Source organism: Pseudomonas sp. GL_091, assembly GCF_057837725.1.
Genome location: NZ_CM174451.1, coordinates 5,173,364 through 5,195,825 on the forward strand (window position 1 = coordinate 5,173,364; position 22,462 = coordinate 5,195,825).

Here is a 22,462-nt window from a genome sequence, read left to right on the forward strand (position 1 = left end):
TTTCGCCGGATCCGGACGTTCTTCATTCAGGGCTTGAAACCCTGACCCAGCAACCAACTGCGAACCATCCGCCCCTGCTCCACCGTCAAACCGGCCAACGCCTGATCCGCAGGCTCTCCCTGCTTTAACCTCTGCACCAACGCCGCCACCTCAACCCCTTGCACATGCCAGATCCCCAACGGCTGATCCACCGTGATCACCACCTCGGCCTCATCGACAAAACCGTCACGCAACACTGGCGCCCGCTCAACCCTCAGCGTATTGAAATCCGCCTCGGCATGGGCCATCTCGGCGTCCGGCCAGTTCCGTCGTGCCTGCCAGAACGGCTGATCCAGCCAGCGTTGCTCATCGGCATAAAAATCCCGGCCGATCCGCGCAAACCGCAAAAACAACTGCTCCACTCGCTGCTGGTGGAAACGCTGGGCCAGAGCCGCCCGCTCAGGTTTACACAGCAGCGTGTTGATCACTGCCGGCGCCTGCAACGCCGAAGACAAGGACTGAAAGATCCCATTGCCCGACAACGGGTCTACCGCCATTGCCGCATCGCCGACCCGAATCCAGTTTTCGCCACACACCTGCGGGCTCAGGATCGCCGTGCTGCTGCGGGCATGCAGCTGTAGATCACCTTCTGCTTCGCCAGCAAAAAATGCGGCGGCCAACTTCGAACCCTGGCGCCGCTGCCGGCAGTAATCGAGCAACATCGCCTTGCCCGGCAACCCGGCGCTGGCCACGTCCACCGTCCATTGCCAGTAACACTGGCCGTCGGCGCGCCGCGCCATCCACGCCCAGCCGTCCTCGAGGCTTTCCACGGCGCTGGCGGTGCTGCCAGGTAATCCCTGCCAGCGATTGAGCAAGCTGACGGTCTCGGGCCCACGCAAGCCCTGGCCGATAGCGGGGGCCTGACGTCCACGGGCCTCTACGAGAAACGACGCGAGCAGCGGTTCGCGTCCGTCGATTTCGATTCGATGACCATTGGCCGATGACTGAACCGTCAGCACCCGGCCTTCGATCAGCTCGACCCCCGCCAGGCGCAAATCCTCACGCAGGCCTCGATCAAAAACCGGACGGTCGAGCAAGTATTCGATGTTCTGCGCGTGGTGCTGGCCATTCCAGTTCACCTGGCGTTGAGAAGGCAGCGTCGCCTGCGCCAACGCCTGGTGCAGGCCCGCGCCGCGCAAAGCCTCGAGAACCCGCACGGACACGCCTTCGAGCGCCGCAAACCGGCGCCATTCGCTGATCAGCGTGACGCCATGGCCCAGCCGCCGTAGCCCCAGTGCGACGGCGGCGCCGGCCGGTCCGGCGCCAAGAATGACGATGTCGGTCATGGCCCTAAGCGCCGTTCAGGGCCACGGTAACGGGCATGCTCGCGCAACCACTCGATGACTTGCTCATTGCTGGCGTCAGGCTGTTCGGCGAGGAACCTTGCGATGTGCCCGCTCAACGCGGCACAACCGAGGCTCGCCCCTGATTGCCCCGGGTAGGTGCCATGCACACAGGCGGCGAAATCCGCCTGGGCGCTGTTGAGCCACGACCATTCCTGCTCGGCGCACCGCGCATCGCCGGTCACCCGCAACACCTGCGGATAGTTCGCCGGAAACACCCCTTCGCCCTGGGCCGGGCTGGATGCACACAGCAGCACGCCCCTTGCCACCGCCGCCGCGCAGGCCGCGCGCAACAGGCTGCGATCCTGGCGCAGGCCAAGGCTCAGATTGATCAGTCGCACGTCCTGCGTCAGCAGCCAGTCAATCGCCAAGGTGATCTGCAAGGCGCTGGTGACACCCCGCTGGTCGAACACCTGCGCCACGCAAAACAGCGCCGAGGGTGCACGCCGGCCGATCGCCTCGATCACCGCACTGCCATGCCCCAGCGGGTCTTCGCGCAAGTCGCCCTCGGCCAGGCCATCTTCAAGCAATGAAAAGCGCCGACCGGCGATCACTTGCACCCGTTGTGCCGCCGAGTGGCCGCTGTCCACCACACCAATACGCAGTTCAGATTTCATGCAGCACCGTTTTCGAGGTCAGCACGCCGTCGAGCAACTCGAAACGCAGATCGGCATCGGCCAGGGTTGAAGGGCGATGGCTGATCAGGATGCGCGTACGCCCGGCAAACAAGCGGTCGATGGCGTCGATGACTTCGCGCTCGGTGGCTTCATCCACCGCGGACGTGGCTTCATCGAGCACCAGGATCAAAGGGTCCTGCAACAGCGCCCGGGCAATCGCGATGCGTTGCTTCTGCCCTCCGGACAATTGCTGACCGCGCTCGCCCAACGGGCTGTCGAGGCCTTCGGGCAACAGCTCGATCAGGCTGTCGAGTTGCGCCAGCCGCGCCACTTCGGCAATCGCCTCGCGGCTGGCGTCCGGCACCGCGTAGGCCAGGTTGTCGGCGAGGCTGCCGCGAAACAACACGATGTCCTGGCTGACGATGGCAATGCGCCGACGCAACTGGAACAGATCCAGTTCGCGCAGATCGACGTCGCCCAGCAGTACCCGGCCCGATTGCGGATCGTGATGACGTTGCAGCAGGTCGATCAGGGTGGATTTACCCACGCCCGAGCCACCGCTGAGGGCCACTTTCATACCGTAGGGGATCCGCGCCTCGATGCCGCGCAGGGTCGATTGGCGGCCGGGATGGGCGAAGTGCACGTTGTCGAACCAGAGATCGCCGCCAGTGGGCATCGCCCGTGGCGTGGCGGGTGTCAACACGGTCGGTTGTTCGCCGCGCAACTCCATGACCCGGCCGAGGCTGACGGTCATCCGCTGGATCGCGACGTAAAGCCCGAGCAAGCTCTGCACCGGCCCCACGGCCATGCCCAGGTAAGTGGAAAACGCAATCAGCGCACCGAGTTGCCAGGTGCCCTGCACCACCCAGTAACCGCCGATCAAAAATGCGCAGGCCCGTGACAGCGAGGTCAGGGTGCCGGGCACGGCCTGGGTGAAAAACTCGGTGACTTGCAGGCGCAGCAACTGGCTCATGTAGCCCTGCCCCAGCGTCTCGAGGCGCCGCGCTTCGCGCTGTTGCTGACCGGCGGACTGGATGAATTTCATCACCGGCAGCGTCTCGACCATGAACGACGACATGTCCGCCGAACGCTCGCGCAACTGCCGCACATCGCGCTCGACCTTGCGCCGCATCCAGCGCAGCCAGAGGACATCGAGGGGAATCAGCACCAGCGCCAGCAGCGAGAGTTTCCAGGACAAGGTCAGCAGCATTGCCACCGCCACCACCAGGCCGATCACGCTGGACACGGCCGAGAACAGCGAGTCCACGGCAAACCGCTGGATTTCCGCGACGTCGCCATCGAGGCGCGACATCAGGTCGCCGATGCGCCGCTGGCCGTAAAAGCTCGGCGACAGGGTTTGCAAATGCCGGTACAGGTCGTCGCGCAGGGCAAACAGCATGCGCCCGGACAGTCGCGTGTGCAGGTAGCGGTTGATGCCCGAAAGCGCCGTGCCCAGCAACCCGGCAACGATCATCAGCCCGGCGATCAATACCAGCATCGGGAAGTTGCGCGCCAACAGGCCATCGTCGATCAGCAGTTTGGTCAGCCACGGCTGTACCAGTACCAGCGCCGAGGCGCAGACCGACAACCCCAGCAGCCCGGCAATCGCCAGGCGATGGGGTCGCACGAAGCTGTACAGCCAGCGCAGTGACGCTTGCAGGGCCTCGGGGTTCTGGCTGTCGATCAGCCGAACGATCAGGCGCTGCATCACGAACGCAACTGTTTGAGCTTGCGATACAAGGTCGCGCGGCTGATGCCCAGGGCGTCGGCGGCGGCCGAGACGTTGCCTTGGTGCGTGTCCAGGGACTGACGGATCAGCTCCAGTTCGTTTTCCCGGATGCTGCCGGCCTGGGGCCGTTCGCTGGCGGTCAACTCGTCGAGCATGCTGTCGGGCAAGTGGTCGAGGGTCAGCGCGGTTTCACCCGGCTCGCGCATGGCCAGCGCGGTGCGCAGGACCATTTCCAGTTGGCGGATGTTGCCCGGCCAGTGATAGCCGCTGAGCAAGCGGTTGAGATCATCGTGCAGGACCACGGTGGGTGCACCCAGTGTCGTCAGCATGCGAGTGACCAGCGCGCCGAAATCCTCGCGTTCGCGCAGGGCCGGGAGCATCACGCTGATGCCGTTGACACGGTAGAACAGGTCCTCGCGAAAGTGTTTTTCTTCCACCAGACGCTTGAGGTCGCGGTGGGTGGCGCAGATCAATGCGACGTCGATGTCCTGCTCTTCGCCTGCGCCCAGGGGCGCGACCTTGCGATCCTGCAACACCCGCAACAGTCGGGCCTGCAAGGCCAATGGCATGTCGCCGATTTCATCGAGGAACAAGGTGCCGCCATGGGCCTGCTGCAAGCGCCCGACCATGCCGCCCCGGCGTGAGCCGGTGAACGCGCCTTCGCGGTAGCCGAACAGTTCGGACTCGATCAGGCCTTCGGGAATGGCCGCACAGTTTACCGCCACGAAGGGTTTGTCGCAGCGCGCTCCGGCCATGTGCAAGGCGCGGGCGATGACCTCTTTACCGGTGCCGGTTTCGCCCAGCAACAAGACCGGCAGTTCATTGGCCAGGCCTTGACGGGCCATGCGCAAGGCACGGGCGTAGCGGGTATTGCTGCCGGCGAGCGCTTCCAGATCCGGTTGCGTCTTGGCCGGTTTCGCCGCAGTGCGTGGTGGGCTGCTGAGGTTGATCGAGCGTTGCGGCGCGCGCAGGGTTTTGTAGAAGAACTCGCCCTTGGCGGTTTGCAGGCTGCCGGCCCCACCCTGATGCAGACGCGCCAACAACTGCAGGCCGTCGACTCCGAGAAACTCCTCGCAGCGCCGACCGACCAGGGCCGAGCGCTCGGCGTGGAGCAACTGGCAGGCCTGGGCGCTGACTGCCAGGATCTGCCCGCCGAGGCTCACGGCCAGCAGGCCTTGCCACGGGGATTCGAGGTATTGGCGACGGCTGTGGAAGGCCAGGACGATTTCGTCAGGATAACTGGCGTTGAACACCCGGCTTTCGATCTGGCTGACCGCCATGGCCAGCAGCGCAGTGCTGTCGTGGGCGCGGCCGAGGGGGCCTTCGCGGGTCAGGTCGAGGACGCCAAGAATGTCGCCCTGGGGGCAATGGATCGGCACTGAGGTGCAGGAAAAATCACTGAGGCGATCCAGATAATGTTCGCCGCAATCGATCAGGGTCGGCCGGGCTTCCACCAGTGCCGTGCCGAGGGCGTTGGTGCCGCGCACCGCTTCGCTCCAGCAGGCGCCGAGGGTGATGTCCTGCAGGCCACTGCCCTTGAGACGGTCGGCGCGGCCTTCGACGGCGAGGATGGTGGCATCGGAATTGGCGAGGATGATCAGCCCTTCCTTGCCCTGACGCTCGGCCAGGTAATCGATGGCCGGCAACGCGGCGTCGATCAGCAAGCGGTTGCTGGCCAGCAACACGTCGAGGCTGGCACTCGACTCCAGCGCCAGCTCGTGCTTGGCATTGAAATGCACGCCATGGCTCAGGCTGCGTCGCCACGAGGCATCGATTTCCGCACGCAGGACGCCATCCGGCACTTCGCCTTCCAGGTGCAGCTTTTCCCGGGCCAGCCGGGCTTCGCGATGCAGTTTGGGGGAGTTTGTTTTTATTAGCGTCATCAAGCGCTCCGGGTCATCCGCCCTGCGCCTTCATACGTCGGCGCCCTGGCGCAATCTTTACGTTAACGTAAGGGCTATGGCAAGTGCCGTAGGGCGCTTGTGTTCCGTCAGCTGGACCGCGTTACCGTTCATCGCGAGCAGGCTCACTCCTACAGGTTGCGCATTGACCACAAATCCATGGTTCGACCCGGTCTACTGTAGGAGCGAGCCTGCTCGCGAAGGTGTCGTCACAGACGCCGATAAATCAGAGCTGCCACACCTCGGCATTTACAAAAAACGCCCGCGCATTATCCTCCAGACTCTCCAGGTGATACCCACCCTCCTGCACGATCAGGCACGGCAATCCCAGGCTGCGAATCCGCTCGCCGAGCACGGCGAACCCTTCGCGAGTCACCGCCACCTTGCTTTGCGGGTCCAATTCAAAAATATCGAAGCCCAGGGACAGCACCAGCACCTCGGCGCCAAAGTCCGTCACAGCTTTCAGCGCCATATCCAGTTGCTCGAGGAAGTCGGCCTCACTGGCGCCATGGGCCATCGGCAGGTTGAGGTTGAAACCCTCGCCCGCCTCGACACCACGCTCTTCGGCAAAGCCTGCGACGCCCGGATAGAAGTTGGTCGGATCGCCATGCACCGAGACGTAGAGCACATCATCGCGGTCGTAGAAAATCTCCTGGATCCCCTGGCCGTGGTGCATGTCGGTATCCAGCACCGCTACCCGCGAAAAACCAGCGCGCAACACCTGCGCCGCCACTGCCGCGTTGTTCACATAACAGAAACCACCCGCCGCTTCGGCCCGGGCGTGGTGACCCGGCGGACGGCACAGGGCATACGCTGCCGGCTCGCCATCGAGCAACGCCCGGGCCCCGGCGATGGCGCTTTGCGCCGACCAGTAAGCCGAACGCCAGGTTTGCTCGCCCACCGGGCAACTGCCATCGGCCAGATAGCACGCAGCTTGCGCGAGAATCCCGCGCAGGGCATTGGGCTCGCGGACAAAGATGTTCGACATCACCTCGTCGCCCCAATCCTCGGGAATCTCTTTCCAGCGCTGATGGGCTTCCTGCAAGAACCTCAGGTACGGCGCACCGTGCACCGCCAGCAGCGGATCGAGCCCGGCATCGGCCGGTTGCTCGACATTGAAACCCAATGCATGAGACGCCTGCACCAGGCGCTGCGCACGCTCCGGCACTTCCTGCGGCGTGCGCATCTGGCCACGGGAGTAGTAACTGCGTGGATGGTGGAGCAATTGTTCTGGGTGGAAAAAACTGCGCATGGGATGAATTCCTGTCAGCGAACGTAAGTCTTGAAACCAACCGCATCCCACTGTGGGATCGCCGCACCGCCGCCACACAGTCCGCGTCGAACGGCGTCGCCGGGCTGGGGATGATTTTTCGTTCCAGGACCATGATTAGTCAATTTTCTATTTATTATTCGAAGTATTAGTCCAGATTATAATAATAAATAGCAGCCGAACGTGACGTGCGACACGCAGGCCATAGGCGTCTTCGATTCCTGATGGGCAATTGAATGGAATGAAAAAGGGAGGGCATCCATTGCCCTCCCCTCTGATGTACACGCTCCCTGCGTCAGTACTGACCGGGACCTCAAGTGGCCAGAATGAAGTCTGTGGCCGTGACGGTTGTTGCGTCGGCCACACCTACCAGGGTGATAGAGCCAGCGCCGAAGGTGACCAACGTATCCGCACCGACATCGGTAATGGAGACGCTGCTGCCAAAGGTCGCAGCCGTGATGTTGAGCGCGGTGAAATCGAGCAGATCCTGGCCGCCCGCCGCGTTGGTATCGAAGCTGGTGATCCGGTCGTTGCCGAAGCCCGCGGCGAACACGAAGACATCCTCGCCACTGCCGGCATTCATCGTATCGTTGCCAGCACCACCAGCAACACTATCGTTGCCGGCACCGCCATCGATGATGTCGTTGCCTGCGCCACCCAGCAATGTGTCGTTACCCGCGTCGCCGTTGAGGTTGTCATTACCCACCCCACCGGTGATGACGTTGTTCGACGCGTTGCCGGTGCCGACGAAGTCGCCGACTCCGGTGTAGAGCAGATGCTCGACATTAGCGCCCAGTAAGTAACTGGCCAGCGACGTCTGTACGGAGTCCTCACCGTTATTCCCCACCTCGATCACTCCGTCCGCGGCAGAATCGACGCGGTAGGTATCGTTGCCGGCTCCGCCGACCATCCGGTCAGCACCCGCACCACCCGTGAGGACGTCGTTGCCGGCGCCACCCATCAATGTGTCGTTGCCGTCACCGCCGTTGAGGCTGTCATTACCCACCCCACCGGTCATGACGTTGTTCGACGCGTTGCCGGTGCCGACGAAGTCGCCGACGCCGGTGTAGAGCAGATGCTCGACATTTGCACCCAGTGTGTAACTGGCCAGCGTGGTCTGTACCGAATCCGCACCCTCACCCGTCAACTCGACCACCAGGTCCCCGGCTGAATCGACGCGGTAGGTATCGTTGCCGGCTCCACCGACCATCGCGTCATTACCCGCACCACCCGTGAGGACGTCATTGCCGGCGCCCCCCATCAATGTGTCGTTGCCGTCACCGCCGCTGAGGGTGTCATTACCCACCCCACCGGTCATGACGTTGTCCAACGCGTTACCGGTACCGACGAAGTTGCCGACGCCGGTGTAGAGCAGATGTTCGACATTGGCGCCCAGTGTGTATCTGGCCAGCGACGTCTGTACCGAATCCGCACCGCCACCCGCCAACTCGACCACCCCGTCCGCGGCGGAATCGACGCGGTAGGTATCGTTGCCGGCTCCGCCGACCATCCGGTCATTACCCGCACCGCCAGTGAGGACGTCGTTGCCGGCGCCACCGATCAAGGTGTCGTTGCCGGCGCCGCCGTTGAGGGTGTCATTACCCACCCCACCGGTCATGACGTTATTCGACGCGTTGCCGTTGCCGACGAAGTCGCCGGTTCCGAGGTAGAGCAGATGCTCGAGATTGGCGCTCAGTGTGTAACTGGCCAGCGTGGTCTGTACGGAATCCTGACCCTCACCTGGCAACTCGACCACCACGTCCCCGACTGAATCGACGCGGTAGGTATCGTTGCCGGTGCCACCCACCATCTGGTCATCACCCGCACCGCCATTGAGGAAGTCGTTGCCCGCGTCACCATTGAGGATGTCGTTGCCGCCCAAGGCGTTCAGGATGTCGTCGCCAGCACCTCCGCTGGCCACGTCGTCGCCTGCCGTGCCGGTCCATATGTCGACACCGGCGGTACCGACAAACAGATCACCGACCACTGTCGTTGCGCCAGAGGTGACTTGCTCAAGTGTGCCGAGGTCATCGGTGTAACTCGCGACGACACGCAGTTGCTGACCGACCTGCGCCTGGCCGGGCGTGAAGGTCGTGCCCGTCGCGCCGGCGATGTCGGTAAAGATCGCACCGCTCCCCGCCTGCCACTGATGGGTAATCACCGAGGTCGTGGTCCCGTTGGCGTCGGTGAACGCATCCGTGGCGGTCAAGGCTGAGCCTTCCGTCGGGGTCGTATCGCTGATCAGCACCGTGCCGACCGGCAGGACATTGACGGTGCCGGTACCGGCCGCCGTGATCGCTGCGGTCGGCGCCGAGAACACCTCCTCCAGTACGCCATTGGCGTCCTTGTAGACTGCCCTGACGCGCAGCGCCAGTCCGGCTGCCACGACGAGTTGCGGGATAGCCGGCACGGCACCAATGAGGGTCGCCGGTGGTGGGACCCTGAGTTCCGAGCCCACCGTGACGGTCGTACCCTCTGCGCGCGCGACCTCTCCGGCGGCAAAGAAGGTGATGTCTTCGAAGACACCCGAGCCCGGGCGCGCTTCGAACTGCCAGAAGAAACTGATGGGGCTAGTGATCGCGCCACCAGTCGCGGTATTGTCGGCATCAGAAATGCCTGCCGCCGATACCGTCAGCGTCTGGCCGACGACGGGCGTAGGATCGTCGATCGTCAGCGAACCGACTGGCGCCGAGTTCAAACCGCCGAGCACGAGCGCCTGATCGGAGAACTGCAACCGCTCGATATTGCTGAGGGTGTCGGTCCCGTCCCTGCCAGCGACACTGTCGATGACCGTAAAGGTGCCGTTGACGTTTTCGATCACGGTGTAATCCGCAAAATTGCCGGAGAACAGCGCCGTGTCGAAGTCGGGACCGGTCGCCGTCAGGATTTCACGGACGATCTGGAGCTGGCCGGGGTTATAGGTGCCGTTCAACATGAGCGGGACCAACGGCGTCATGTTGTCGAAGCTGGCGATTTCCGGCCCGGTGCCATCGATGTTCTGCCGCACACTGATGCGCACGTTGAGCCACTTGTCGCCGTCGATGATGTCATCGCCGCCACGGCCTTCGATGACGTCGCTGCCGGCGCCACCCAGGACGATGTTGCCCCCGTCGAACTTATCGTCGGCTGTGCCGGCGATGCCATCCGCGCCGTTGCCGGCGGTGCCGACCAAGTCACGTAGACCGCTGATGAGGTCGAAGTTGGTGAGCACGCTGCCCTTGGCGCCAGCGATGGCGAGCAAGTCGGCAGTGGAGTCATCGCCGCTGAGGAAATCGGCGTGGGACGATCCCGACAGCCCTTCCACCAGGTCCAACCGGGCAAGGATCGACGCGTTGGAGCCAGGCACCGCCGGTTGATCGAAGAAGCGCAGCCTGGAGTTGAGGCCGATGGTCACGCCGGCCGGATCGTCCTTGAAGGTCGCCCAGTCGTAACCGGAGAAGCCGATGAAACGGTCCGCCTCGCTTGGGCTGCCGATCATGATGTCATCACCGCCCTCCCCGTCGAAGTTGTCCGGTCCGCCATCGCCCATGAACACGTCGTTGCCATTGATCGGATCGTTGCCGAATGGGTCGAAGTTGTCGCCGGCAACACCATCGGCGGATCCGCCCTGGATCCAGTCGTCGCCTTCGCCACCGCGCGCGAATTCGTTCGCCTTGCTGCCGAGGATGAAGTCGTTGCCCAGGCCGCCGCTGGTGTCGGCCGCGTCTTCGCCGGTGACGATGAAGTCCTGACCGGCCTGGCCGAGGATCAGGTTGAGGCCGTTGCCGCCCTGGATGACGTCGTTGCCGTCCTCGCCGTGGATGACGTCGTCGCCGCCGATGTCGGTGATGATGTCGTCACCGGTACCGCCAAAGAGTTGGTCGTTACCGTAGCCGCCATCGATCCGGTCGTTACCGGCATCGCCATACACCGTGTCGTCGTCCGAGTCGCCGGCAATGAGGATGTCGTTGCCGGGCGTACCGCCCAGCACGACCGTTTCGGCGCCGGTATAGTGCAGGTAGTTGGTATCCGGGCCCGTTGTGTTGGGGTTGTCGCGGATCACCAGCGGCGTGAGGAAGTCAGTGCGCGGTGAGCCAATCGGGTGGACCGACGGACCAAACGGATCGGCATTGGCCGGCAGATCATCGAGGGTGCCGACAATACCGTCGGGACCGGCAATCACACTCGGGTTGTACTGGTTCGCCTGGTTGACCTCCAGAGTGTAGGCAGGCGTCAGGAAAACCCTGGCCGAGAGGTGTGTTGCATCGGTATTGGCCATGACCAGCGTGGAGAACGTGTTGTTCTCAAGCTCCGCGCCAAAGTCCATCGAGGCGGTGCGTTCCAGATAGTAGAAGCGGTCGCCGTCCTGGAGTTTCTCCATCTGGTTCTCGAAGACGAAGTTGAAGGTCGAGCCGAGCATGCCGCCAAAGGGCATCTTCTCCTCGGCCAGCCCGCCAACCCAGAAGTCGACATTGTCCAGGCCGGTGATGGTCACGTCGTCTGCGGTGTTCAGAATACCGTCCGCACCGGCGGTACTGGCCCAGGCACCCGTGCTGTTCAGGAAGTCGACACGGTCGGCCGGTGCGGTCGCGCCGCCCAACACCAGGTCCGCAGCCGCGGCGCGCTTGTCCGCCAGCGTGATGGCGCTGGTGATGGTCGAGTGCGTGCCGTAGGCGGCGATGAAGTTGATCAGCGATTCCGGATGCTTTATGTGCTGCACGAAATCGGCCCAACTGGTGTAGGGCTTGAGCTCTGCGTCGCCGGTGGGCCCATAGAACTCCCGCCGCGCCGCGTTCAGGGACGGAATGCCGGTATCGCGGCCGCGCGCCAGGTTGATGGCGGGCAGATCGAGCGGCAGGCCCAGCAGGTTGTTGCGCAGGGCTTCAGTGACGAACTCGTCGATCTCGTTGCCCACCTGGCGGGTCACGCCGCGCACGATGGCACCGGCCGCCTGTTCCGGAGTGGGGCCGCTGCCCGCGAACGCGATCGGGTTGAGGAAGGCCTGAATCAGCCCGATATCGCTCGAGGCGAAGTTCGGATCCAGCCGGTCGACCTGCTCCAGCAGCATCGAGTGCCCGAAGCGATAGACGGTGTGTGCGAACTCGGCAACGATGCTTGGATCGATCGCGGTGTCGTACACCTGGCCCGGGGCGAAGAAGGGATCGACCATCGGCTGGATCGTACGCGCGAACTCCTCGAATACCAGGTGCTGGTACTGCATTTCGGTGCCGAACTTCGCGGTCTGGAACAGGCGCTCGCCGTTCCAGTCGAGGGTCGTGGTGTCGACGGGAACGGCAGTGACAGGCGTCAGCAGCCACTCGTTCAGGAACGACACGTCGCCGCTTGCCGCTGTCGCCAGGACCACCGCCATGGTGTGATCGACCAGGCGGTTGTGCTCATGGTGAAAGATGGAATGGACGGTGGTCAGGCCGATGTTCTCGTTGACCCGGCCGTCGCCGGCAATGTAATGCGCGTCCAACAGTTCGTTGTCGTAGAAGCCCGGCGCAGGCGTACCGCCAACAACAGTGTCCACATCGGGCAGGAGTGCTGCGCCGGTCACGTCGTCGATCGGAACGGCGGTGTGCGCGATGTCGTTGAGGAAGGCATGGCCGGTGCGCGCGGCGTTGACCAGGCTGATGGGCGCCGCCGGATTGCCTTCAACGAGCACATCGTCGGCCGTGCCGGCAATGCCGTCCGGGCCCAACATCACCACCTGTGGGAAACCATTCGGACCCTTGATGAAATTGCCGTAGGCGTCAGTCGCCAGCAATGGCACGTTGTTGAAATCGGCATCGGTGAGATTGATGCCGAGCAGATCATGGGCTTGCGCCTTTACCACCTTCCAGGTGGCCATGCCGCCGATCCCGACGTCATCGGCCGTACCGAACACGCCATCGGCGCCCAGATCACGATTTTCGATCAACTTGCCGGTGGCCACCGGATCGCCCGCTGCGTTGAGCTCATAGGCACGCAGGAACACCTGGTGCGAAGGATGCGAACTGTAGGTCTGGTTCTGGTCGACAAACGGCGAGGTGGTGTTGGTGTTCTCGTGGATGTCGTCGGCCGTGCCGAGGATGCCGTCGGGGCCGGGCTGATTGGTGGCGCGTGTCAGCACCATGAAGTTGGTCGGGCTACCGGGCACGAACAGCGGGTCATCCGGCTGCAGCGGAACGAACACGGTGCCCGAGCCGCCCTTGGTGACGAGGTCCAGGCCGTGGTCGAAGAACTGACCGAAGAAGGTCATCCATTGGTTGAAGGGCGCGGTCAGGCCCGCGTCGGGGCTCACGTTCGGGTCGAAGAAGGTCTGGAACGTCGTACCGTCGGTGCGGGTTCCGGTAACCACCTGTGCACCGACCTTCAAGACATCGTCAGCCGTGCCAAGGATGCCATCCAGCCCCGGATCGAAGGTAGCCGCGACCGCCGCCGGGTTGTTGGCGGTCTGGTCGACGATCAGGTTGCTGATGGTGCGCGGCTGCGAGTCGATCACCAGGCCACTGGTCTGGGTGTAACTCGTACCGGCGTCGGCCGTGCGGAAGTCCGGCGTGGTCAGGCGCGGGAATACGTTATCGGCGGCACCGAACTCGGGATGGAGCAGGTTGTTTTCCGTCCCTTCGACCGTGCGCAAACCGTACGGCACCCGTATATTCGGGAGCAGAGAAACCATGTTCTCACCAGCCGCGTTGTGTTCCGCTATCTTGATCTGGTCAAGGATGAACGCCAGGTCGGATTGCGTGTAACGCACACCATTGCTGGGGGCAGTGGTCTGCGGATCAATCAGCGAAGGCGCCACTGCGGGGGCTGGCGCCGCGGCCACTACTGCCGTAGTCGGTGCCGAGAATACCTGCTCGGTCACGCCATGATCGTCCGCATAGATGCCTTTGACGCGCACTGCCAGGCCGGCAAGATCCGACGTCACCGTGAGAGTGGGCGCGTCCGCTCTTGTAAATCCGATACCGATGCGGCCTGGGCCGAGGATGATGTCCTCGAAGACGCCCGAGCCCGGTGCCGCTTCAAACTGCCATACGTAACTGATGGAATTGTGGATTGCCCCGCCCGCGTTGTCGCCATCGGTGAGGCCTGCCGCCGACACGGTCAGTATCTGGCCAACGGTCGGTGCGGTGTTATCCACCGTCAGCGCGCCCACCGGCTCAGCGTTGAGCCCGGGCACGAGGACCATGGACTGATCGGAGAACTGCAGCCGTTCGATGTTGGTGAGACGGTCGGTTTCTTCCTTGCCGACATTGTCGGTCACGGTGACGATGTCATCGGCAAAGTTGGCCGGGGTGCCGTTATCGTTGACGGTGATTGTGTAGTTCGCCATCGGGCCCAGGAAGTTGACGGTGTCGAAGCCCCCCCCGCCCGGCAGGATTTCACGCACGGCGACGAGCTGGCCGGGATTGTAGGTGCCGTTCAGCATGAGCGGGATCATCGGCGTCATGCTGTCGAAGGTGGCGATTTCCGGCCCGGTGCCATCGATGTTCTGACGCACGCTGATGCGCACGTTGAGCCACTTGTCGCCGTCGATGAGGTCGCTGCCGCCACGACCCTCGATGATATCGCTGCCATCACCGCCGAGGATGATGTTGCCCGCGCCGAACTGATCGTCGGCCGTCCCCCCGATACCGTCGGCACCGAATCCGGCGCTGCCGACGAAGGCCCGCAGGCCGCTGACGAGATCGAAGTTGGTGAGGATGCTACCCCTGGCCGTGATGTTGGCGATGATGGCCGCGTTTTGTTCATCGCCGCGCAGGAAGTCGGCGAAGGCTGACCCCGACAGGCCCTCCACTTCCGCGAACCGGTCATAGACCGCATCGGGCGATTGCGCCACTGCGCCCACGATATTGCCCGCCGCATCGGGCACCGCGTGATAGGGACTGAAGAAGGGAACGACCATGTCGACGGTCACACCGTACTTGTCATTCTTGTAGGTGGTCCAGTCGAACCCGGACATGCCGTCCATCTTGTCCTGGGCGTCGCTGGCGACGAAGGTGTCGTCGCCGCCTTCACCGATCATTTCATCGAATCCGCCGGTGCCGATGAAGATGTCGTTGCCGGGCACATCGTCGGTCAGCGTTGGGCTCATGTTATCGCCGGGAGCACCGTCCTGGGTGCCGCCCTCGATCCAGTCGTCGCCTTCGTTGCCGGTCGGCGCGAGGTTGACCTTGGCGCCGAGGATGAAATCGTCGCCCGCGCCGGCGAAGGTCATGGTGATGTCTTCAGTGGTGATGATGAAGTCTTTGCCAGCGCCGCCGAAGACCAGGTTGTTGAGGCCGAGGGTCGAGTTGCCGGCCTGGATGACGTCGTTGCCGTCCTCGCCGCGCAGGGTGTCGCTGCCGCCGATGTCGGTGATGATGTCGTCGCCGGCACCGCCAAAGACGTTGTCGTTGCCGTAGCCGCCGTCGAGGCGGTCGTTGCCGGCGTCGCCATAGACGGTGTCGTCGTCCGAGTCGCCGGCAATGAGGATGTCGTCGCCGGGCGTGCCGCCCAACACGACCGTATCGCCGCCGGTGTAGTGCAGGTAGTTGGTATCCAGGCCCGGTGTGGCGGGGTTGTCGCGAATCACCAGCGGCGTGAAATGGTCAATCCGTGGTGAGCCAATCGGGTGGTCCGATGGGCCAAAGGGGTCGGCGTTGGCTGGCAGGTTGTCGGCGGCCTCATTGACTAGCGTCAATGGATTGTCGACCAGTATGCCATCCGGCCCGGCAATCACACTCTGATTGAACTGGTGCGTCGGGTCGGTCTCCAGGATGAAGGCCGGTGTCTGGAATATGTTGGCCGGCAGGTGTGTTGCGTCGCTGTTGAGCATCACCAGATTGGCGAACGAATTGTTCTCAAGCTCGGTGCCGAAGTTGAGTCCCGCGGTGCGGGCCAGATAGTAGAAGCGGTCACCATTCTGCAGGTTTTCCAACTGGGTTTCGAAGACAAAGTTGAAGCTCGAACCCAGCTGACCGCCAAAGGGCATTTTTTCCTCGGCCAGGCCACCGATCCAGAAGTCGACGTTGTCCAGGCCGGTGATGGTCACGTCGTCTGCGGTGTGCAGAATACCGTCCGCACCGGCATTGCTGCTCCAGACGCCGGTACTGTTCAGGAAGTCCAGGCGATCAGCCGGCGCCGTGGCGCTGCCGAACACCAGGTCAGCAGCCGCAGCGCGCTTGTCCGCCAGCGTGGTGGCAGCGGTGATACTCGAATGCGTACCGTAGGCGGCGATGAAGTTGACCAGCGATTCCGGGTGTTTCATGTGCTGCACGAAATCGGCCCAGCTTGTGTAGGGGGTCAACTGGCTGTCGCCGGTCATGTGGTAGAACTCGCGCCGCGCCGCGTTCAGCGACGGGATGCCGGCGTCGCGGCCGCGCGCCAGGTTGAGCGCGGGCAGGTCCAGCGGCAGGCCGACCAGATTGTTGCGCAGAGCGTCAGTGACGAACTCGTCGATCTCGTTGCCGACCTGCCGCGTGATGCCGCGCACGATGGCGCCAGCCGCCTGCTCCGGAGTAGGGCCGCTCCCGGCAAACGCGAGAGGGTTGAGGAAGGCCGCGATCAGGCCGGTCTGTTGATTGCCCGGGTCAGTCGGATTGCCGTCGCCGACGACGTTGAAGCTGGGGTCGAAACGATCGACCGTCTCCAGCAGCATCGAGTGGCCGAAGCGAAAGACCGTATGCGCGAACTCGGCGACGATCGACGCGTCGATCGTGGTGTCGTTACCCATAGGTGCCAGGAAGACATCCACTTGCGGCTGGATGGTGCGCGCGAACTCCTCGAACACCAGGTGCTGGTACTGCATCTCGGTGCCGAACTTGGCGGCCTGAAACAACCGCTCACCGTTCCAGTGCAGGGCCGCGATGTCGGCCGCCGTCACCGGCAACGCCGCCAGTTGGGCGTCGGGCATCAGCCATTTGTTCAGGAAGTCGAGGTCGGCGGAGGCCAGCACCGTCTCCTTGGTCTGGTCGATCAGCCGGTTGTGCTCGCTGTGGAAGATGGAATGCACTGTGGTCAGGCCGATGTTCTCGTTGACCCGGCCATCGCCGGCGATGTAGTGCGCATCCAGCAACTCGTTGTCGTAGGTGCCGGGCAAACTCAGGCCGCCAATGACGTTGTCCGCATCAGGCGTCAGGCCGCCGGTTGGATCGGCGCTGTGCGCAATGTCGATGAGGAACTGGTGGCCGGTGCGCACGGCGTTCGTCAGGCTGATTGGCGCGGCCCGATTACCCTCGACGAGCACGTCATCGGCCGTGCCGGCAATGCCATCCGCGCCCATCATCACGACTTGGGGGAGCCCGTTAGGTCCCTTGATGAAGTTGCCGTATTCATCGGTCGCCAGCAGCGGTACGTTGAACACGTCCGCATCGGTCAAGTTGATGCCGAGCAAATCATGGGCTTGCGCCTTGACCACCTTCCAGGTGGCCATGCCACCGATCCCGACGTCGTCGGCCGTACCGAACACGCCATCGGCGCCCAGATCACGATTTTCGATCAACTTGCCGGTGGCCACCGGATCGCCCGCTGCGTTGAGCTCATAGGCACGCAGGAACACCTGGTGCGAAGGATGCGAGCTGTAGGTCTGGTTCTGGTCGACAAACGGCGAGGTGGTATTGCTCTGCTCGTGGATGTCATCGGCGGTGCCGAGGATACCGTCGGGACCGGGCAGATTGGTGGCCCGCGTCAACACCATGAAGTTGGTCGGGCTGCCCGGCACGAAGAGCGGATCGTCGGGCTGCAGCGGAATGAACACCGTGCCGCTGCCGCCCTTGGTGACCAGGTCCAGACCATGGTCGAAGAACTGGCCAAAGAACGTCATCCACTGGTTGAACGGCGCGGTCAGGCCCGCGTCCGGCGTGATATTAGGGATCTGGAAGACGGAAACGTCGTCGGCGGTGCCGAACAGGCCATCCAGACCAGGGCTGGTGACCACCTGTGAATCCGGATTGGCCGCTGCGGCCGCGACCGCCGACGGATTGTTGGCGGTCTGGTCCACGATCAGGTTGCTGATGGTGCGCGGCTGCGAGTCGAAGACGGCACCGCTGGTCTGCAGGTAAGAGGTGGGCGTGGTTCCGCCAGGATCGGCGGGGCCAAAGAAGCCAACCGGCTGGACCTGCGCGGTATTGAACACCGGCGTCGTCATACGCGGAAAGAAATTGTCGGCGGCACCGAACTGGGGATTGGCCAGGTTGTTGTCGATGCCGGAGACGGTGCGCAGGCCGAAGGGTACCTCTACGTTCGGCAGCATGTCAGCCAGACTCGCGCCTGCCGCATTCCGTTCAGCGATGAAAATTTGTTCGAGAATGAACTCGAGATCGGACTTGATAAAGCTGGCCATGGCTGTTTCCTCGATGCTTGACTAATCAGGAAACCACACGCATAAAACACGGCTGCAAACGCGTGGTTTAGTGTTGAACCCCATAAATGGAAATCGAAAATTGAACGACGGAACCTGATTTCACGGCCGCACCGAGCCCTTGCTGAATCGCGTGCGATCAGCAGTGCTCAACTGAGGATCAATGCCCCATGGCAACCGTATTTACAGGCTGGTGTTGCGCCTCAAGGAGGCGACGGCCCATGAATGCAGGTTGAATAGAAGGTGCAACTTACTAAAGGCCCCGTCACGTATCGGGGCTCTATGCATTTGTCCATGTAGCTCTCTCAGGCATAGGGGGCTTGTCACAGATGCCACACATCCAGCGATCAGAGTCATTGGCCGGAATATGCTCGCGAAGATCGCCATAGTCCGGGACTTCCTGAGGGGTGATGGCACGGTTCTGCCTCCATGCGGCTTCGTCAACAAGCCTTTTATCCATGAGCAAACGGGCATCGACCACGAATTGACTAGTATGTATTGGAGACGGGTTCCACACGCCTGGTGGCGGAGTCAGGAAATCATTGGAACCATGGGTATGGTTCTGATTAAGTGGAACACCCACGCGGTCGTACTGAAAATTGCACTGGAACGTTTTCTCAACAGAGATTTCAAGTGAACCGAGTTTGACTTGAACACCAAGCGTGCAGACGTTTCCATCCTGGCCTGTATGGCCGTAAGGTGACAGTACAGGGCACGAATGGCCGACCACACTATTGGTAATAACCCCCGGCCGTTGTTGCCGGAAATAGCGATGATCCAGATCGATCGAGAATCTTTTTGAACTATTCATCGCGCCTCCCGCCTTCAACCTCAAACGCTAGCTATACACTCCATTAAAAATGAGTATTGAAGGGCTACCCGGATGTGTACAGAGACGAAAGCCCAATCAAATTCTGAGACCTTGGTCAATGATTCGGATCAGACCTTGGTCGAATCAGATACTGGCCAAACGTCCAGTGATGGCGTGCCCGGGAGCCAGGGCACCCGTGCGAAATTGCGCCATTTAAGCCGCTCAACCCAGTTCGTGATCTGCGCCACAATAATTCTGGGTTTGACCATGACGTTCGTTGGAAACCTCGTAAGCCAGAGTATCGAAGAAGCAACGGTTCAAACGGCGGCAGAGACGGGGGCGCGTTATATGCAGAACTTCCTCGAACCTTTCGTCCAGGGATTAACCACTGCCAAAGAACTCCCCTATGGCACTATTCAGACCATTGATCACCTGCTGTCCAGCACCTCGTTCAGTACACATGTTGTCTCGGTGAAGATCTGGCTTCCAGACGGCACGATTGTCTACAGCACCGACAAATCCGCGGTTCAAAAACATTTTCCGACAGAGGAGATCTCAAAGGCGCTGACAGGCAAGATCTATACAGAGCTGGACAATGATCTTGAGGATAATACTGCGGATGCTACTGAGGATGCTTTTGAGCGAAGCCTGAATATTCCGCTCTATGAAATTTTTGCTCCACTGCGCGAAGCGGGTACTGAAAAGATTGTTGCGGTGGGGGAGTTCTACGAAACCGCGGAAGCGTTACAGCGCGAAATCAATAACGTTCGCAAGAAAGTATGGGTGATTGTTGGTACAGCAACGATAGCCATGCTTTTATTGTTATTTTTTATCGTTCGGCGTGACGACAAGATAATAAAGCAGCATGAAGCGGCACTTGAATGGCGAATGCATGAGCAAGCAAAGTTGCACTCAAATAATGCCTTCCTTCAGCGCAAAGTCACTACAGCCAATCGCGAATTCTCCAGAATCAATGAGCTCACTCTTCGTCGGATCGGCGCAGATCTTCATGATGGTCCTGCTCAGCTGTTGTCTCTTATTCTCCTTCGCCTTGAAGAGCTCGAAGATTCGCAAGGCGCCTCAGATGGGGAAGTCCTCGACATGATCAGACGTGCCGGCAAGGATGCTTTAAATGAAGTGCGGGCAATATCACTCGGCCTGGCACTTCCGGAAGTCAATGATCTGACCCTGCACGATGCGCTGGTATTGCTTGCCGAGCGGCACGAAGAGCGAACCGAGACGCGAGTCGAACTGGAGCTTGATACTCTTCCAGAGGATGTACCGATAGCGCATAAAATTTGTATTTACCGCTTCGCCCAGGAAGCATTGAACAATGCCTATATTCACGCCGGAGGAAAAGGCCAAAAGCTCAGCGCCTCTTACTGCGAAGGGCTATTGGAAGTGCAAGTCGAGGATGCGGGAGTGGGTATTTCATCCGAAAAACCGAGTGCGCCAGGTCGAGGTAGAACTCATCTGGGCCTTGTCGGCATGCGCTATCGCGTCGAATCCCTCGGCGGAATATTCATCATTGAATCGGCGCCCCATGCCGGTACCAAAGCCAGGGCGCAGTTCAAGATCTGATCACCGTGCCAAAATGATCGTTGCACCCAAGTAACCGCAAGCGCTTATCGCCCGTTACTTGTCTTACCGTTGTCATTCAAGTCGCGGCGTTGAAGAACACCACATAAGCCAGGTATATGGTCACTCTCCCAATGCCGTCTCACTGCTGCGACTGCCTGCGTGCGGTTACGAACCCGTAGTTTGTACATGACATTCGTCATGTAGTGTTTGATTGTCTTCTCGCAGAGCTCAAGCTTGATAGCGACCTCGCGGTTAGTCAGGCCCTTCGATACCTCCCGGATAACTTGTTCTTCGCGATGGGTCAGCTCGACCTTTTGCTTATCACCGGCGTGCTTTCTGAAATTGCTTAACAGCTTGCTGGCAAGCTTGGGTGTAATGAAGGTTTCACCACCGGCAACATTTCTGATGGCTTGTACAAGCTCATGACCGCTTATGCCTTTCAACACATATCCTTGCGCGCCCGCTTCGAGGGCGGTATAGGCGTCCTCGATGGACTCAGATACCGTCAGCATCAAAATTTTGACTGCTGGTGAAGAAGCTGAGATCGCTCGCACGGCAGCAAAGCTATCGCCCGGCATGTTTAGATCCATCAGCAAAACATCCGGTGCAAAACGAGCGGCAATTTCCAGGGCATCATCGGCAGACTCGCCCTGCCCGACCACCTGAAAGTCAGCTATTTTCTTCAGCGCCATTGTGACCCCATCCCTTAACAGCGGGTGATCATCAACGATGCCAATCTTGATCATGGAACTCATAGGAAGCTCCTCATAAGAGGCGATGGAGTTGCATGGCGGTGTCCGCGTTTCAATTTTCACCCCTCGCGTCATGCCGAATCGGCAAACCCAGCCATCTCCAGGATGTCCGGGACGACAGCGGTTATGGGTACCAGGGGGGGGTGCAACTAATGAGCCATTTCAATAGCGCGAAAAAAAATCAAATGAATTAACCAGCTATTTCTGAGTGTTTCAGTCGAGAGAAAGGGTGAGGAGGGGAATATTCCTCAAATCAGGTGATAAACGCCCGGTTGGGTGGGTGAAATGCCCCAATTATGGAGACAGTAGCGGTCCTGTTTCACCGACCGCTTTTGGTAGGGTCTGTTTGCCCTGAGAGCGGGTTGATCGGACATTTTTAGCGAGTTGACGCGCCAGCCTTTTTTGCATCATGTCGTATCATGGATCATCCGTACGCCCAGGAGAGCCAATGCCCACATCAAATACAGGAGTCCGCGCCCAGCAAGCGGATTTGACCCGTGCGCGTATTCTGAAGGCCGCCATACGTGTTTTCAGCCAGGACGGTTTCTCGGGAGGGCGCATCGAGAAAATCTCGAGACTGGCAAAATCCAATGACCGGATGATCTACTACTACTTCAAAAGCAAGGAGCAATTGTTCATCCGCGTACTGGAAAGTATCTACTGCAGCTTCAACGAAGCGCAGGGTCGCCAGCGTTTCGATCTCAGTGACCCGGTTGGCGCACTGCAGCAATTGATTGGTTTCGTGTGGAATTACTACATTCAACACCCGGAGTTCATCAGCATCCTCAACACCGAGAACCTGCACAAGGCGAGCCACTCCAGAAAGTCACCCGTGCTCAAGGCCCTTTCCGGAGAAGCGCTGGGTAATCTTGCGCCGATCATCGAATCTGGCCAGTCACAGGGCCTGTTTCGTCGAGACGTCACAATCAATCATGTCTACCTGCTCATTTCCTCGCTTTGTTATTTCTATAATTCCAACCTCCACACCCTGGGCGCGTTCCTGGACACCGACCTGACCCGCCCGGATGCCAGGGACCAATGGTTGAGCTATGCGTGCGACCAGGTGTTGCGGGGCCTTCGTAAAACACCGGAAATTGATCACTAGGCGTCT

General features: G+C 61.2%; 10 protein-coding genes. 2 read left to right on the plus strand and 8 right to left on the minus strand.

Annotation, left to right across the window (positions count from 1 at the left end; all coding sequences use genetic code 11):
• Positions 1-26: 26 nt before the first annotated feature.
• The 7 genes from qhpG to AC3ITY_RS23525 all read right to left on the minus strand — a co-directional run bounded on the left by qhpG (position 27) and on the right by AC3ITY_RS23525 (position 19,018).
• A complete protein-coding gene (gene qhpG / locus AC3ITY_RS23495; RefSeq protein ID WP_489305266.1) occupies positions 27-1,325 on the minus strand; it encodes a flavin-dependent monooxygenase QhpG in 1,299 nt (432 codons plus the stop codon).
• On the minus strand, positions 1,322-1,999 hold the full coding sequence (gene qhpE, locus AC3ITY_RS23500) for a subtilisin-like serine protease QhpE (RefSeq protein WP_489305268.1): 678 nt from the start codon (positions 1,997-1,999) through the stop codon (positions 1,322-1,324). The genes qhpG and qhpE overlap by 4 nt, the downstream gene beginning before the upstream one ends.
• The gene (locus AC3ITY_RS23505) at positions 1,989-3,707 is read right to left on the minus strand and encodes an ABC transporter ATP-binding protein (protein ID WP_489305269.1); all 1,719 of its coding nucleotides are present in this window, start codon (positions 3,705-3,707) and stop codon (positions 1,989-1,991) included. Before AC3ITY_RS23505 ends, qhpE begins: the two co-directional genes overlap by 11 nt.
• Positions 3,707-5,611, minus strand: coding sequence for a sigma-54-dependent Fis family transcriptional regulator (locus AC3ITY_RS23510; protein WP_489305271.1), 1,905 nt, complete (start codon positions 5,609-5,611; stop codon positions 3,707-3,709). Before AC3ITY_RS23510 ends, AC3ITY_RS23505 begins: the two co-directional genes overlap by 1 nt.
• Before the next feature lie 244 nt (positions 5,612-5,855).
• Positions 5,856-6,881 (minus strand): histone deacetylase family protein, encoded by a 1,026-nt coding sequence (locus tag AC3ITY_RS23515; protein ID WP_489305273.1) that lies wholly within the window; start codon positions 6,879-6,881, stop codon positions 5,856-5,858.
• A gap of 331 nt (positions 6,882-7,212) precedes the next feature.
• The gene (locus AC3ITY_RS23520) at positions 7,213-18,189 is read right to left on the minus strand and encodes a peroxidase family protein (protein ID WP_489305274.1); all 10,977 of its coding nucleotides are present in this window, start codon (positions 18,187-18,189) and stop codon (positions 7,213-7,215) included.
• Positions 18,190-18,487: 298 nt separating this feature from the next.
• Entirely contained in the window at positions 18,488-19,018 is a 531-nt protein-coding gene (locus AC3ITY_RS23525; RefSeq protein WP_489305276.1) for a hypothetical protein, read from the minus strand.
• Positions 19,019-19,090: 72 nt separating this feature from the next.
• Here AC3ITY_RS23525 and AC3ITY_RS23530 point away from each other — a divergent pair, with 72 nt between their 5' ends.
• Positions 19,091-20,599 carry a sensor histidine kinase gene (locus AC3ITY_RS23530; RefSeq protein ID WP_489305278.1) on the plus strand — a complete coding sequence of 503 codons (1,509 nt, stop codon included), beginning with the start codon at positions 19,091-19,093 and terminating at the stop codon, positions 20,597-20,599.
• A 44-nt stretch (positions 20,600-20,643) separates the two neighbouring features.
• Here the strand turns inward: AC3ITY_RS23530 and AC3ITY_RS23535 are convergent, their stop codons facing one another.
• Positions 20,644-21,354, minus strand: coding sequence for a response regulator (locus AC3ITY_RS23535; protein ID WP_489305280.1), 711 nt, complete (start codon positions 21,352-21,354; stop codon positions 20,644-20,646).
• Positions 21,355-21,799: 445 nt separating this feature from the next.
• Here AC3ITY_RS23535 and AC3ITY_RS23540 point away from each other — a divergent pair, with 445 nt between their 5' ends.
• Complete coding sequence (locus AC3ITY_RS23540) at positions 21,800-22,456, plus strand: TetR/AcrR family transcriptional regulator (protein ID WP_489305281.1); 657 nt, start codon at positions 21,800-21,802, stop codon at positions 22,454-22,456.
• Positions 22,457-22,462 lie beyond the last annotated feature (6 nt).